We start from the raw sequence: 14,422 nt of genomic DNA on the forward strand, positions 1-14,422 counted from the left end.
CGATAACAGCATAAGGTCGTTGACGGATGGCGGGGGCACTTGGCAGATGCCGCAAGATGGACAGCCCCTGGCCGATTTTATGCCTCGCTTTTATGCCCGACTGTCCCCCGGGGAAAAGCGAAGAATGGCTGTGAAACTGGGCCAGGCAGTTCGCCGATGGCACGATGCCGGGACGCAGGTGTGTAAAGCAGACGATATTGTGGTGACGCATCGGATGCCCGCAAACACAGATTTTTTGCCAAGAGGCCGCCATTTGCCGGGCAGCCATCGGCCGTTGTCCAAGCGCCGCCGGATTAAGGCCCTCGGCGGTCTGCTGTCGGATTGCTGGGATTTCACCAGCCGCTCCGAGCGGCAGCGTTTTTTACGGGCTTATGTTCGATCCGGCCCGGAGATCGGCCAGTTGCACCGGGGACTTATAGAAAAATGTGCCTATGAAAAAAGCTACGCTGCCTGGCATCGGCAGGGGAGGTATTGTTTCGGTAACAATGCAGCGTTTTGTGCCGGGCACCGCGATGGATTTCGCTATCACGGCGACAAGCAGCGGGCCGGCACTGCCCTGCGGGAACTGCTGCCCGATCCGGACAAAATTCTTGAACAGGGGCAGATATTCAAGCCGGGCAGCCGTACTCATGCAGGCAGAATCTATTTAAGCTGCGGCGAAGGTTTTTTGAAAAGGTTCAATGACCGGGGCTGGTGGTACAGGGTGAGGCACCTTTTCCGTCGGTCCCGTGCCGTGCATAACTGGAAGGTTATGTGGGCGTTTCGCTACCGGCGGATTCCCGTCGCCGATCCGGTGCTGTGCCTGGAAGAACGCTTTTTCAGGATATTGAAGCGGTCCTATGTATTGACCGATTTTGCCGAAGGCGGGCAACGGCTGAAGATCGTCTGGCAGGGCCTTTCCGACGCGCAGCGGTGTTGCCTTCTTATTGTCCTGGCTCAACTGCTGGGACGCATGCACCGCTTTGGTTGTCTTCACGGCGACCTTAAATGGGACAATATTCTGGTTTGCGCAACCGGAAAAGGTTGGCGGATTACCCTGGTCGATCTCGACGGCAGCCGTGTTCTGCGAAGACCGGCGGCGAACAGGGCCATCCGGGATGTCGGGCGGTTTCTCCGGGATCTGGAGCAGGTAGACACGACCGGACAGTGGGGTCGCATGTTTCGCCGCAGTTGGAAAAAATGGATAACAAATATCTGATCAGCCCAGTTGCAGCAACCACAGACGCCCTCAAAAGGCTGTTGGTGAATGTGCAATGGACCGCTGGCGGTGAGCATCTGGCCAGCTTGCTGCGAACATTGCCGGCGACGGCAGGGGATGCACACGCCATCGATCAAACCGGCCTGTGGCTCTGGCGCCGGCCGATGGACGCCTTGTCTTTTTTGCATTGGCTTCCTGTGGCCGGTGCCGGGAAAAAAGGCTTTCGGCAACTGTCCGTTCGTGGCCTGCCGGGCCCAGAGATTCTGGCGCGGGGCATGGAAAGGGTTGTCGGCCATAAACCGCAGCAGGTACTTGTAGTGCGGGGCTGGCTGCCGGGCAAATATCTGGATGATTTTTTCGCCGAGGACTTTCCGTCTCTGCCGGCGACACACCGTCAGGCGATCGTGCGTGATTTCGGACATTTTGTCCGCGACATGTTCGAGCGGGGCGCTCAGCCGACCCGTCTGACCCTGACCCGTTTCTGGGTCGATGCGGGGCAGGATCCTGTCGGGTTTCGCCTTGCCGGGATCGATGGTTTCCGTTGGCACAACAAGCCACTGACCGACCGGCAAAGATTTGTCTGTCTGCAGCATCTGCTTGGCACCTTGCCGGTGCATGTCAGCCGCAGCCAGCGGTTTCGTTTTTTCCGGGCTGTGTGCGGCGATCAGGGCCGGTTGCGCGAGTTTCGTAACCTCCTTGTGGATCTGGAAGCCGCCGCGCTTTGTTCGGCCCGGCGCTACTGGCGTCGCAAGGCACGTTTGAGTCTTGGCAACAATGCTTGGTTTGCCGTCCTGCGCCACGAAAACTGGCGCATCTGGAGACGGCGGTGCGACGAGGCATTGCGCCTTCAGCAAAGCATGCTTGCGGAACCCGCCGCCACTTTCCGGGCTGGCCTGGCCATGGCGGGCAGGGGTTCCGGATGCTCGGCCGCCAGAATCGAAGTCGGCGGGCACCAGTATTTTGTCAAACGTTATCGCCTTCCGGGGTTGAGGTACCAGGTCAAATATCTGTTTTTGCGCTCCAAGGCGTTGGCTGCCTGGCTTGCCGGATGGCAGTGCGCAGCACGCAGCCTGCCGACCGCCCAGCCCCTGATGGTGATGGAAAAACGCACTTTCCGGATTTTAAAGGAATCCTACCTGGTGTCTGAATTCTGCAGCGACGGGCGGCCGCTGATGACGGTATGGCCGGAGTTGAAGCCGCACGAGAGACGCCGTATCATTATTCGCAGTGCGCAATTGCTGGCCCGGGTGCACAGATCCCGATGTCTCCACGGGGACACCAACTGGAACAATATCCTGGTGCGCCCCAATGGCGCATTGCTGCTGGTGGATCTGGACTGTTTCAGGCAGAGACGATCCTTTGACTACACGCGCGCCTATCGCGATCTCGAGCATTTCATACGGGATCTGCGGCGTAAACGTAACGACGGGGTGGGGTATCTGGACCTGCTCATCTCCACCTGGCGGAACTGGCTCGATGCAGGCAGCCGGGTGAGCTGTGAGGAGCATGCCCGCATTGTCCGCGCCAATCCCGGTCGCCGGGTGGACGATTGCATCTGAGGGTCTGGCCAGGGTTTTTCACAACGGAACGCAGACCAGGCGATGTTTTTCAGCCGCATATTGCCCGCGAAAGAAATCTGGGATATGATGCGCGACACGTGTTTGTTGCGGAAGCGGAAAACAAACGTTGCCGGATGCAATCAGCCGTTGCATCCTGGTGGCGGATATTGGCAGACACGATACCGGCCCCGTTGGCCGGTTTCATTTTTTCTGAATTGAGAACTGCCTTACAGATACAGGGGACATTGGATAATTTTATGAATAGATCGGCCATGGAAACTCTGCTTGGCAGATTGAGCGGCATCCGCGCGCTGGTGATCGGCGATCTGATGCTGGATGAGTACCTGTGGGGACGCACCGAGCGGATTTCTCCCGAGGCGCCGGTGCAGGTGGTGGACATCCTGCGAGAAGACCTGCGCCTCGGCGGGGCCGGCAACGTCATCAACAACCTTGTCACCCTGGGATGCCAGGTACATGTCGCGAGCGTGCTGGGGGAAGGGCATGACGGGCTGCTTTTGCACCGCCGTCTGGAAGAAAAACGGGTCGGCACCGAGGGGCTGCTTTTCGACGGCAAGCGCACCACCAGCCGCAAGACCCGAATTCTTGCCTCGGGGCAGCAGATGATGCGTTTCGACCGGGAGAGCCGCGCGCCCATCGACGCGCAGCAGGAAGCGTCTCTGGCGGCCTTCGTGCGCGACAACGCCGATCGCTTCGACGTCATCCTGGTGTCCGATTACCTCAAGGGGGTTCTGACCGAGGGTCTGCTGCAGGCGGTCATCGCCGTCGGCAAGCAAAAAGGCATCCCGGTGGTCATCGATCCCAAGGGCAACGACTACGGCAAATATCGCGGTGCCACCCTGCTGACCCCCAATCGCAAGGAAACCGAGGTCGCGTCAGGTGTCGCCATCGTCGATGAAGATAGCCTGCGGCTTGCCGCCCGCACCCTGATGGAACGCATCGATCTGCAGACGTTGATGGTCACCCGCAGCGAGGAGGGGATCTCCATCTTTTTCCGCAATCAGGAGGAAGTGCACCTGCCGACGCAGGCGCGGGAAGTGTATGATGTGACCGGGGCCGGCGATACGGTGCTGTCCCTGGTCGGTCTTGGCCTGGCCGGGGGATTGCCGGTCAGCGAAGCGGCGGTGCTGGCCAATATCGGCGCGGGGATCGTGGTGGGCAAGGTTGGCACCTCCACCGTCAACGTCGAGGAAATCCGCGAAGCGCTGGCGCACAATGCCCTGGAATACGATACCAAAATCCGGCTGCGGGAATCGTTGCGCGATGTCCTCGCGGCTGAACGCCGGCGCGGCAAGACCATCGTCTTTACCAATGGCTGTTTCGACCTGCTGCATGTTGGCCACGTCAAATATCTGCAGCAGGCGCGTCGTCTCGGTGACCTGCTGGTGCTGGGCCTGAACTCCGATGCTTCCATCCGGCGACTGAAAGGCCCCAACCGCCCCCTTATCAGCGAACAGGAGCGCGCCCACATCCTGGCGGCGTTGAGCTGCATCGATTATGTGGTGGTATTCGACGAGGACACGCCCCTGGCACTGATCGGCATGCTGCGCCCCGATATTCTGGTCAAGGGGGGAGATTACACGCCGGAAACCGTGGTCGGCCGGGATCTTGTGGAGAGTTACGGCGGGCGGGTGGAACTCATCGATCTGGTCGACGGGCGTTCCACCACCAACATCATCGAACGGATCCTGGACCGCTATGAGCAGGGCTGAGAGTCAACGGGTCCTGCGCAGGGCGGTATTCCTCGATCGCGACGGCACCATCAATGAAGAGCGGCACTACCTGTACCGGCCGGAAGACTTCGCCTTCATCGCCGGTGTGCCGCAGGCCATCGCACGCCTGAACCAGGTCGGCTATCTGGTGGTGGTGGTGACCAACCAGTCGGGGGTGGCGCGGGGCTATTTCGATTTATCCGATGTCGAGGCCCTGCATGCTTATGTGCAGCGGCAACTGGCGGATGTCCGGGCCCATATCGACGGGTTTTATGTCTGCCCCCACCATCCGGAACACGGGCAGGGCGCGCTGCCTCGGGACTGCGATTGCCGCAAGGGGCAGCCCGGCCTGCTGTTTAAGGCCGCGGCGCAGTTGCACATCGATCTTGAGGGGTCGTTCATGGTTGGCGACAAACCCGCCGATATGGAGGCCGGAACGCGCGCCGGTTGCGTTCCATTGCTGGTGATGACGGGTTACGGTGCCGAAACGGACAAACTTGTGGCTCCTTCCATCCAGCGATTCCCGAGTCTGGTGGAAGCGGTCGATTTCATTTTACGGCAGGATGGTGAGCGCAGGGTCACCGCCTGATTCGATCTTTGGAAAGGACTGTTCATGATAAAAAGCATGACAGGGTACGGCAAAGGGCAGGCGACCGCTGACGGTATCGCGCTGACGGTGGAGATCAAATCCGTCAACCATCGTTACGCCGATATTTCCGTGAAGGCGCCACGTTTTCTTCTCGGTTGTGAGTCGGAGATAAAAAAGCAGGTTGGCGAGCGTCTCAAACGGGGGAAAATCGATGTCTTCATCAATGTCGATAACAATGCCTGTGCGGCCCGCATGCCCGTGCTCAACAAGGAACTGGCGGCGGCTTATATGGTATTGTTCCGGCAGATGCGGGCGGAATTCGATCTCGAAGGGGATATCACCGTCGATCTGCTGGCCGGACAAAAGGACGTCATTACCATCGCCGAAGCTGACCCCGGAGAAGAGGCGGTTATCGGCTGTGTAGGCGAAGCCCTGGCAAAAGCCCTGTCGGCCATGGAACAGATGCGGCAGACCGAGGGCACCGCAACCCGCCACGATATGGAAGAGCATCTTGCGCATATCGAGGCGCTGCTCGCGACAGCTCGCGAGCGGGCGCCCCAGGTGCCGCTGGAATGGCGGGAAAAGCTTATGGAACGTCTGGCGCGACTGGAGAACGGTTTTGACGTCGATCCCCAGCGGGTTGCCCAGGAGGTCGCGGTATTTGCCGATCGTTGCGATATCAGCGAGGAACTGGCCCGTTTTTCAAGCCATATCGAGCAGTTTCGGGGGTTGTTCAGTGTCGAGGAGGCCGTGGGGCGGCAGATGGATTTCATTCTCCAGGAAATGAACCGGGAAACCAACACCATGGGATCCAAATCCAATGATCTGCAGCTTACGCGGGTCGTTGTGGCCATGAAGGCCGACCTGGAAAAAATCCGTGAGCAGGTTCAGAATATCGAATAACCTTCCCGGGCATGCCCTGCTTGCCCGGTTGTGGAGTCGTTCCATGAAACGTAGTGGCATTCTGTTTGTCATATCCGCGCCGTCCGGTGCCGGCAAAACCTCTTTATGCCGGCGGATTGTTGACATTTTTCCTGATATGCGGCACTCTGTGTCCTTCACCACCCGTCCGAAACGAGACGGTGAAACGGACGGTATCGATTACCATTTCGTCAGCCAGGATTGCTTCGATACCATGGTGGCCGACGGGGCTTTCGCCGAATGGGCCAGGGTCCACGGCAACTGCTACGGAACGGCGCTGGCCACCTTGCAGGAAGCGCGAGACCAGGGGCGGGACGTTCTTCTGGATATTGACTGTCAGGGGGCCGCTCAGTTGAAACGCAGCTGCCCGGACGGCGTTTTTATTTTTATCCTGCCGCCGACCTTCGAGGAGCTGGAGCGACGCTTGCGCGGCCGCAATACCGATACCCCCGAAGTGATAGGAAGGCGTCTTGCCAATGCCCGTCGTGAAATGCGGGAACTGGTCTGGTATGATTATCTTGTCGTCAACGACGATTTGTCGCGTGCCTCGGAAGAGCTGAAAGGCATCATTCTGGCCGAGGGCTGCCGCACCGGGCGAACCAGGGATAGTGTGGTTCAGCAGTTCGGGATCGACAAGCAGGAATTCTGACGGATCGCCGCCGGGCGGCGTTTTTTCACGAAATATTACCATGGAAGGATAAACAGTTTTATGGCGAGAATAACTGTCGAAGATTGCCTCCAGCAGATCCCCAATCGTTTTCTGCTGGTTATGGTTGCCTCCAAGCGCACCAAGCAGCTATACAAAGGGGGGCAACCGCTTATCGAAAACAAGTCCAATAACAAAAAAATCGTTCTTTGCCTGCGCGAAATCGCCGCCGGCAAGGTCGATTACGAAATTCCTACCCGGAAGGGCTGACATCCCGCAGAATTGCCACGACTGCGGAACCGACCCTTTGGGGGCCGTGGTCGGTTATGTTCCGGATCTTCTGGCCTGGCAGGGATAAAACCCGCAGGCTGCGATTGTGAGATGCCGGCCCCACGGCATGCAAGACACAAGGCCGGGCGCACAGTGCCCGGCCTTGTTTTTTACTCGCGCATACTCTTCAAGCTTCCTCGCGCCTTCTTTACCAGGGTGCCGGCGCCTTCGCCGGTGGAATCGCCATGCTTCGTCTTGACCAGATCATCGAAAACGTTCTGACGTACAATCCCCGCGCCGATGTCGATGCATTGCGCAAGGCCTATGTGTACAGCGCCAAGGTGCATCGGGGTAAATCCCGCGTTTCGGGTGAACCCTATCTGGGCCACAGCCTCGAAATTGCCTTTATCCTGACCTGTCTCAAGATGGACGTCGCCACCATTATCACCGGTCTGCTGCACGATATTCTGCAGCAGGAGCTGGCGGATATCAATGAGCTGCAAGCTGTTTTTGGTGCGGATGTCGTAGAACTGGTGCAGAGCCTCACCAAACTCGGGCGTATCTCTTTTATTACCAGCGAAGAGCAGCAGGCGGAGAATTTTCGCAAGATGCTGCTGGCGATGGCCAGCGACATCCGCGTGATACTGGTCAAGCTTGCCGAGCGTCTGCACGACATGCGCACACTTGAGGGCAGGAGTGCCGAGGAGCAGCGGCGTATCGCCCAGGAGACCCTCGATATCTATGCGCCGCTGGCCAATCGCCTCGGTATCAGCTGGATGAAGTGCGAACTCGAGGACCTGTCTCTGCGCTACGTTCTGCCGGAGGTGTATTGCGATCTGCACTCCAAAGTGACGCAGCGGCGCAAGGATCGCGCCGGCTACGTCGAGGAAGTGCGCAAGCAGTTGTGTGACAAGATGCGCGAGAATGGCATCGAAGGGGAATGTTACGGCCGCCAGAAGCACCTGTATTCCATCTGGCGCAAGATGCAGCGCCAGGGGATCGAGTTCGAGCAGGTTTATGACCTTATCGCCTTTCGCGTTATCGTCGGGGATGTGCGGGATTGCTATGCCATGCTCGGCGTGATCCATGCTGCCTGGAAACCGATCGCCAGCCGCTTCAAGGACTATATCGCCATGCCCAAGGCGAATTTGTACCAGTCCCTGCACACTACGGTCATCGGTCCCTACGGAGAGCGCATGGAGGTGCAGATTCGCACCGAGGACATGCACCGGGTCGCCGAGGAAGGTATCGCCGCCCACTGGAAATACAAGGAAGGCCGCGGCGGCCAAAGTATTGTGACCAAGGACGAGAGGCAGTTCGGCTGGCTGCGGCAGATGCTGGATTCCCAGCAGGAATTCGCCGATTCCCATGAATTTGTCGGCTCCGTCAAGGTCGATCTGTTCTCCGAGGAGGTCTATGTTTTTACCCCCAGGGGGGAGGTCAAGGCGTTTCCCCGGGGGGCGACGCCCATCGATTTTGCCTACAGCGTGCACACCGAAGTCGGCAACCGTTGCGTGGGCGCCAGGGTCAACGGCAAGCTGGTGCCGCTGAAGACGCCGCTGAGCAACGGCGATGTGGTGGAGGTGGTTACCTCGCCGAACCAGACGCCGAGCAAGGATTGGCTTAAGTTTGTCGTCACCTCGCGGGCGGCCAGCAAGATCCGGCACTGGGTCAAGACCCAGCAGCGGGAGAAGAGCATCGAGCTCGGCAAGGAGCTTCTTGAAAAACGCCTGCGCAAATTCGGCTGCAGTCTCAAGAAAGTCCTGGCCTCCAGGGAGTTCGCGCAGTGCTTGCAGGATCTTGGCTATCATACGTCCAGCGATCTGCTTGCGGGCATAGGCTACGGCAAGGTTCCCTTGGGGCAGATTGTCAGTCGGGTCGTTCCCGTTGGAAAGCTGCATCCCGAAACGGAAGAAAAGGCAAGGGCGGTCACGGAGACCGGGGCGCCGGCCAAAAAGCCATCGAGCGCCATCAAGATCCAGGGCATTGGCGATATCATGGTGCGTTTCGCGAAGTGCTGCAACCCGCTTCCCGGCGATCCGGTGGTCGGTTTCATTACCCGTGGTCGCGGAATTACCGTGCATACGGTCGATTGCCCCAGCGTCCTGGAAAGCGATGCGGAACGGCGGGTCGAGGTTGAATGGGATATTAAGAAAAAAGCGCCACACACGGCCCGCATTCGTCTTGCAACCGAAGACCGCAAGGGGGTGCTGGCCAGCGTCAGCAATGCCATCAGCGCTTGCGAAGCGAATATTGCCAGCGCCACCGTGCAGCGCACCAGGACCCACAAAAGTATGATCGTTTTTGCGGTTGAAGTCGTCGACGTCGAACATCTCAACCGTGTGATCAATGCTCTGCATCAGGTCAAGGGGGTTTATCAGGTAGAGCGATTGCGGCACTGACCTTTCAGCGAGGAGATATGACCATGAGCATCCAGGCCATCGCGACATCCCAGGCACCGGCCGCCGCAGGACCCTATTCCCAGGCGGTGCGCGCCGGTGATTACCTGTTTTTTTCAGGCCAGATCCCCCTCGACCCCGCCTCCGGACGGGTGGTCGGGCAGGATGCGGAAGCGCAGGCCCGTCAGGTTCTGCAAAATATCGGTGCGGTACTGTCCGCGGCGGGACTTGGTTTTGACAAAGTTGTCAAGACCACCGTGATTTTGGCTGACATGGCGGATTTCGAAGTCATAAATCGGGTTTATGCGGGATATTTCGGTGATCTGGCGCCGGCTCGGTCCACGGTGCAGGTGGCGGCTCTGCCGAAAAAGGTGCGGATTGAAATCGAGGGGATCGCCTACGCGGGGCTGTAAGCCACCGGGGAGGCCAATGTTGATTTGAGCATGAATGCGAAAGGGGAAGCCGGACGGCTTCCCCTTTCAAGATCCGATTATCGCAAGGTCCGGATTAAACGGCCTTGGTCACCGCACCGGAACGCAAACAGCGCGTGCAGACCTTGATGGACTGCACTTTGCCTTTGTGCAGGGCCCGGATTTTCTGGAGATTCGGATACCAAACCTTGCGGGTCTTGTTCTGCGCATGGCTGACATTATTGCCAGTGGTCGGTTTTTTACCACAGATATCGCATACTCTGGACATGTTCTTACCTCCTGGAAATTTAGAGCGGCTATATGTACCATGTAGGGCCGCGTATTGCAACCTCTTTTTATGCTGTCGTCGGCCGTAGCAAGGCGCGGTCAGAGCAGGGCAGCGTCTGCATGCGTAATCCGGCTCGCGGTTCGAGCCGCTTCATCTCAAAGGTCTTCCTCGCTAAAAACACGCAGGCCGCTGCGTTGCAGCAGTGCGCTCGTCACCCCTTTGCCGGCGACCCGAGCGCCGTTCCGGCAGATACGGTGAACGCCGCAGGAAGGACTGCCGTCCTTGAATAGCGCCTGCTGGCAGCCCGCCAGGCGGGCGATTTCCAGAGTCCGGGTCGCTCCCTGGATAAACAACCGGCTCATTTCAATCCGGTTTTCGTTTATCAGGTTTCCCGAACCATCGAGCACATCCGTGCCGTCGCCGCAGGCAAAAAACGTCATGGGCCGCGGGGTTGCCAGTCCGGCCAGTTGCTCCGGGCACACCGGCACGGGAATCATGCCGCACTGTCTCAGGTAATCCAGCGCCTTTTGGTTATGCTTGGCTCTGCCGTCATAGCGGGTCGGAAGGCCGAGCAGGCAGGCGCTGACCAGAATGGCTTGTGGCTTCATGGTTTCTCGCAGACCGGATAGAAAGGCGACGCGGAACTTACGGGATGGCTGGACTGGCCAGCGCCGTTTTATCAGCAACCTTCTGGTCGATGCGCACGCGGCGTCCTTCGATGCGCAACCGCCCTTCGGCATACAGCTGAATGGCGCGGGGGTAGATGCGATGTTCCTGCTCGAGAATGCGTCGGGCCAGGCTCGATTCATCGTCATCGTCGAGTACGGGAACGGCGGCCTGAATGATGATCGGACCGGTATCGACGCCCGGATCGACGAAATGTACGGTGCATCCGGCGAGTTTGACGCCGTATTCAAGCGCCTGCCGCTGCGCGTCGATGCCGGGGAAAGCGGGCAGCAGGCCAGGGTGGATATTCATGATGCGTTGGGGGAACGCGCTCAGAAACACCGGGGTCAGGATGCGCATGAAGCCGGCCAGGATCACCAGGTCGACCTCGGCCTGGCGCAGGGCATCCACCATCCGCCGGTCAAATGCTTCGCGGTCAGGGCAGTGTCGGTGGTCGACAACCACCGCCGGAATGCCGCAGCTACGTGCACGCTGCAGAGCGCCGGCCTGCGGTTTGTTGCTCAGAACCAGGACGACTTCAGCCGCCAGCTTGCCCTCCCGGCAACGGTCGATAATGGCCTGAAGGTTGGTGCCGCCGCCGGATGCGAGCACCCCGAGGCGCAGCTTTTTATTCATGCTGTTTTCCTGTCCCGCATCGACACCGGCGCCGCATGTCAAACCAGTACAACGGTCGGTTCGCCGTCTTCGGCACTCTTGGCGATCTCGCCGATCACAAAAGCGTTTTCCTTCAGACCGGTGAGGCGCACCATGATTTCCTCGACTTCCGCTTCGGGCACGACCAGCACCATGCCGATGCCGTAGTTGAGGGTGCGGTACATCTCCTCTTCGTCGATATTGCCGGCTTTGCGCAGCAATTCGAAGATGGGCTGCTTGGGCCAGCTGTCCTTGCGGATAATTGCCTGGCAGTTTTTCGGCATCATGCGGGGCACGTTTTCCACCAGGCCGCCGCCGGTGATGTGAGCCATGCCCTTGATCTGGAAGTCGCGCAGCAGATTGAGGATGGTTTTGACGTAGATGCGGGTCGGTGTAAGCAGTTCCTCGCCGAGCGGTCGTTCAAGTTCTTCCACCCTGGAGTCAACGCTCAGCCCGAGATGTTCGAACAGCACCTTGCGCGCCAGGGAATAGCCGTTGGAATGCAGGCCGCTGGAGGCCAGGCCGATGAGACGGTCGCCGACGGTAATGGTAGAGCCGTCGATAATGCTGCTATTGTCCACGATGCCGACGGTGAATCCGGCCAGATCGTATTCGCCTTCACTGTAAAAACCCGGCATTTCAGCCGTTTCGCCGCCTATCAGGGCACAGCCTGCCTGAATGCAGCCCTCGGCGATGCCCTTTACGATATCCTGGGCTTTTTCCGGAGAGAGTTTGCCGGTCGCCAGGTAGTCGAGGAAAAACAGCGGCTCGGCGCCCTGAACCACGATATCGTTGACGCACATGGCCACCAGGTCGATGCCGACGGTATCATGCTTGTCCATCATGAACGCCAGCTTGAGCTTGGTACCGACGCCGTCGGTGGAGGCGACCAGTGTCGGTTTCTGATATTTGTCGGCATGCAGGGAAAACAGGCCGCCAAAACCGCCGATATCGGTCAGCACCTCGGGACGCGAGGTAGCTTTCACCAGGGGTTTGATCAGCTGGACGAAACGGTTGCCGGCATCGATATCGACGCCGGCGTCTTTATAGGTCATTTTCTTGGGGCCGCTCAAAGGAACCTCTCTTCTTCTCTATGGCAAAAAGTGTGACGCCCATTTGTAAAACAACCTTTTTAGGTTGTCAACGCCAAAGTCCCATGTGGCGGGAAGGCTTGACTCTTTACAGACCCGCGCCGGTGCTTTATCATCTGCGAAATGTGTACGCTTTTGCCATCGGCGGACCCTGTGCGGCCGAACAGGCCGTTTTTCCCGACCGGGTGGCTTCCGTTCGGTCTGTTTTTGACGAAACCGCGTGAAAGTCTGAAAGGATGTCGTGTGCCGGGCCCAGCATCGGAGACCTATTCCATCCGTTCCATGGCGGTGGACGATCTTGCGGCGGTGGTCGAGCTTGAACGGCGCTGCCATGTCAATCCGTGGTCCGCGCGGCTTTTCGAAGAAGAACTTTGCAGGCCCCACGCTTTTATCGACCTGTTGTGCATGGCCGGGCGGATCGTCGGTTATGCCTGCTGCTGGCATGTTTGCGATGAACTGCATATTCTCAACATTGCCGTAGATCCCGCATGCCGCCGCCGCGGCCTGGGTGGAATGCTGCTTGAATACACGGTTCGCCGCGCTTGCCAGAAGGGGTGCGAGCGCGCCTTTCTCGAAGTGCGGGCCGGCAATCACGGGGCCATTCACATGTATCGGACCCGCGGTTTCGAAACTATCGGGCGGCGGGCGAATTATTACGCCGATGGCGAAGACGCCATACTCATGGAACGGAAGATGCGCGGCGATTGAGAGGTTGGAGGCGAGGGCTTCCGCGCAGGCCGCACAATAAAGACAAATATAGCCAATTTTTCCAACGACGGAACGGTTTTATGCAAAATTTTCATACATCCATCATTTCCAACCTGGAGTTGTCGCCGGGTTATTTTCGCATGCGGATTCTGGCTCCCGGTTTTGTGGCGACCGCCAAACCGGGCCAGTTCGTCATGGTTCGTATCGGTAACGGTCTGGAGCCGCTGTTGCGGCGGCCTTTCGGCATTTTCCGTACCGGTTTTTTGCCGGCTGATTGCCAGGGCCTGCCGGACAAGGAATATGTGGAGATCCTCTACAAGGTGGTCGGCAGCGGTACGGCACTGCTTCGGGACCTGCATCGGGGCGACAGGGTCGAACTGCTGGGGCCGCTGGGCAACGGTTTTGATATGCAGCCAGCCGCCGAACAGATCCTGGTCGGCGGCGGCATCGGCCTGGTGCCCCTGTACATGCTGGCGCGGCAACTGGTCAAAACCGGCCGGGTGCGGCTGCTCATGGGGGGGCGTTGCCGGGACGACATTCTCGCCGTGACCGAATTTGAACGGCTGGGCGTGGCGACCTATGTATCGACAGATGACGGTTCGCTGGGCGAGGAAGGCCTGGTGACCGACGTGCTGCGGCGCAAACTCGAAAAATTTCCCGGCGCCGCGATTTATGCCTGCGGTCCGATGCCGATGCTGCGCGCCGTGCACGATCTGTGCAGCGCGCATCGAGCTCCGCTGCAGGTTTCGCTGGAGGCGTTCATGGCCTGCGGCGTCGGAGCCTGCCTCGGGTGCGTGGTCAAGGGGGCCGGACATAGCGAGGCCGATCCCCATTATCTGTGTACCTGCAAGGAAGGTCCGGTATTCCGTTCCGAGCAACTTGAATGGGACAAGCTCGAAGCGGGGCATGAGGATTGCGGCTGCGAGGAGGAACGGGCATGAACGAAAACGCTCCCGTATGCGGCAGGAAGCCCGGTCTGGCAGTGGAAATTGCCGGCCTGCGGCTTAAAAACCCCGTCATGCCCGCTTCCGGAACCTTCGGCTATGGTCAGGAATACGCGCCGTTTTTCGACCTTGATGAACTTGGCGCTATCGTGACCAAGGGGCTTTCCCTGCATCCCAAGGCCGGCAATCCCACGCCGCGCATCGCTGAAACGACCAGCGGCATGCTGAACGCCATCGGCTTGCAGAATGTCGGCGTTGATGTTTTCATTAGGGAAAAAATGCCGTTTCTGCGGCAGTTTCGCACACCGGTGATCGTCAATTTCTTTGGTAACAGCCTGGAAGAATACG

Annotated in this window: 15 protein-coding genes and 1 pseudogene; 12 read left to right on the forward strand and 4 right to left on the reverse strand. The window is 59.0% G+C overall.

Translation table 11 applies throughout. The features are described from left to right. The first annotated feature begins 253 nt into the window (after positions 1-253). The 9 genes from AB7E65_RS07830 (at position 254) to AB7E65_RS07870 (ending at position 9,725) form a co-directional block, all read left to right on the forward strand. Positions 254-1,198 (forward strand): lipopolysaccharide kinase InaA family protein, encoded by a 945-nt coding sequence (locus AB7E65_RS07830; protein WP_428745607.1) that lies wholly within the window; start codon positions 254-256, stop codon positions 1,196-1,198. A gap of 44 nt (positions 1,199-1,242) precedes the next feature. Further along, the gene (locus AB7E65_RS07835; protein WP_158514025.1) at positions 1,243-2,757 is read left to right on the forward strand and encodes a lipopolysaccharide kinase InaA family protein; all 1,515 of its coding nucleotides are present in this window, start codon (positions 1,243-1,245) and stop codon (positions 2,755-2,757) included. A gap of 257 nt (positions 2,758-3,014) precedes the next feature. Beyond that, on the forward strand, positions 3,015-4,487 hold the full coding sequence (gene rfaE1, locus AB7E65_RS07840; RefSeq protein WP_428745608.1) for a D-glycero-beta-D-manno-heptose-7-phosphate kinase: 1,473 nt from the start codon (positions 3,015-3,017) through the stop codon (positions 4,485-4,487). Then, positions 4,474-5,076 (forward strand): D-glycero-beta-D-manno-heptose 1,7-bisphosphate 7-phosphatase, encoded by a 603-nt coding sequence (gene gmhB, locus AB7E65_RS07845; protein WP_072287353.1) that lies wholly within the window; start codon positions 4,474-4,476, stop codon positions 5,074-5,076. Before rfaE1 ends, gmhB begins: the two co-directional genes overlap by 14 nt. 24 nt (positions 5,077-5,100) lie before the next feature. Further along, a complete protein-coding gene (locus AB7E65_RS07850; RefSeq protein ID WP_072287354.1) occupies positions 5,101-5,979 on the forward strand; it encodes a YicC/YloC family endoribonuclease in 879 nt (292 codons plus the stop codon). Positions 5,980-6,022: 43 nt separating this feature from the next. Next, entirely contained in the window at positions 6,023-6,646 is a 624-nt protein-coding gene (gene gmk, locus AB7E65_RS07855; protein ID WP_072287355.1) for a guanylate kinase, read from the forward strand. A gap of 60 nt (positions 6,647-6,706) precedes the next feature. Continuing rightward, positions 6,707-6,913 (forward strand): DNA-directed RNA polymerase subunit omega, encoded by a 207-nt coding sequence (gene rpoZ, locus AB7E65_RS07860; protein WP_072287356.1) that lies wholly within the window; start codon positions 6,707-6,709, stop codon positions 6,911-6,913. 245 nt (positions 6,914-7,158) lie between these two features. Beyond that, positions 7,159-9,315, forward strand: coding sequence for a RelA/SpoT family protein (locus tag AB7E65_RS07865; RefSeq protein ID WP_428745609.1), 2,157 nt, complete (start codon positions 7,159-7,161; stop codon positions 9,313-9,315). A gap of 23 nt (positions 9,316-9,338) precedes the next feature. Continuing rightward, positions 9,339-9,725, forward strand: a complete 387-nt coding sequence (locus tag AB7E65_RS07870; RefSeq protein WP_428745610.1) for a RidA family protein — start codon at positions 9,339-9,341, stop codon at positions 9,723-9,725. A gap of 94 nt (positions 9,726-9,819) precedes the next feature. On the opposite strand, the gene rpmB is transcribed toward AB7E65_RS07870, so the two are convergent. From rpmB to purM, 4 genes are all read right to left on the reverse strand, one after another. Next, positions 9,820-10,011, reverse strand: coding sequence for a 50S ribosomal protein L28 (gene rpmB / locus AB7E65_RS07875; RefSeq protein ID WP_072287359.1), 192 nt, complete (start codon positions 10,009-10,011; stop codon positions 9,820-9,822). A 155-nt stretch (positions 10,012-10,166) separates the two neighbouring features. Then, the gene (locus AB7E65_RS07880; protein WP_072287360.1) at positions 10,167-10,619 is read right to left on the reverse strand and encodes a DUF523 domain-containing protein; all 453 of its coding nucleotides are present in this window, start codon (positions 10,617-10,619) and stop codon (positions 10,167-10,169) included. A 37-nt stretch (positions 10,620-10,656) separates the two neighbouring features. Continuing rightward, positions 10,657-11,313 (reverse strand): phosphoribosylglycinamide formyltransferase, encoded by a 657-nt coding sequence (gene purN, locus AB7E65_RS07885; RefSeq protein WP_072287361.1) that lies wholly within the window; start codon positions 11,311-11,313, stop codon positions 10,657-10,659. Positions 11,314-11,351: 38 nt separating this feature from the next. Further along, positions 11,352-12,386: a phosphoribosylformylglycinamidine cyclo-ligase gene (gene purM, locus AB7E65_RS07890; protein ID WP_072288142.1), complete on the reverse strand. Its 1,035-nt coding sequence runs from the start codon at positions 12,384-12,386 to the stop codon at positions 11,352-11,354. A gap of 279 nt (positions 12,387-12,665) precedes the next feature. Here purM and rimI point away from each other — a divergent pair, with 279 nt between their 5' ends. From rimI to AB7E65_RS07905, 3 genes and pseudogenes are all read left to right on the forward strand, one after another. Next, the gene (rimI, locus tag AB7E65_RS07895) at positions 12,666-13,130 is read left to right on the forward strand and encodes a ribosomal protein S18-alanine N-acetyltransferase (protein WP_158514026.1); all 465 of its coding nucleotides are present in this window, start codon (positions 12,666-12,668) and stop codon (positions 13,128-13,130) included. An 80-nt stretch (positions 13,131-13,210) separates the two neighbouring features. Next, positions 13,211-14,071, forward strand: coding sequence for a dihydroorotate dehydrogenase electron transfer subunit (locus AB7E65_RS07900; RefSeq protein ID WP_072287362.1), 861 nt, complete (start codon positions 13,211-13,213; stop codon positions 14,069-14,071). Continuing rightward, a pseudogene (locus AB7E65_RS07905) lies at positions 14,068-14,422 on the forward strand (dihydroorotate dehydrogenase); the annotation flags it as partial. The gene AB7E65_RS07900 and the pseudogene AB7E65_RS07905, both read left to right, overlap by 4 nt.

Source organism: Syntrophotalea sp., from assembly GCF_050253115.1.
GTDB classification, from domain to species: Bacteria; Desulfobacterota; Desulfuromonadia; order Desulfuromonadales; family Syntrophotaleaceae; genus Syntrophotalea; species Syntrophotalea acetylenica.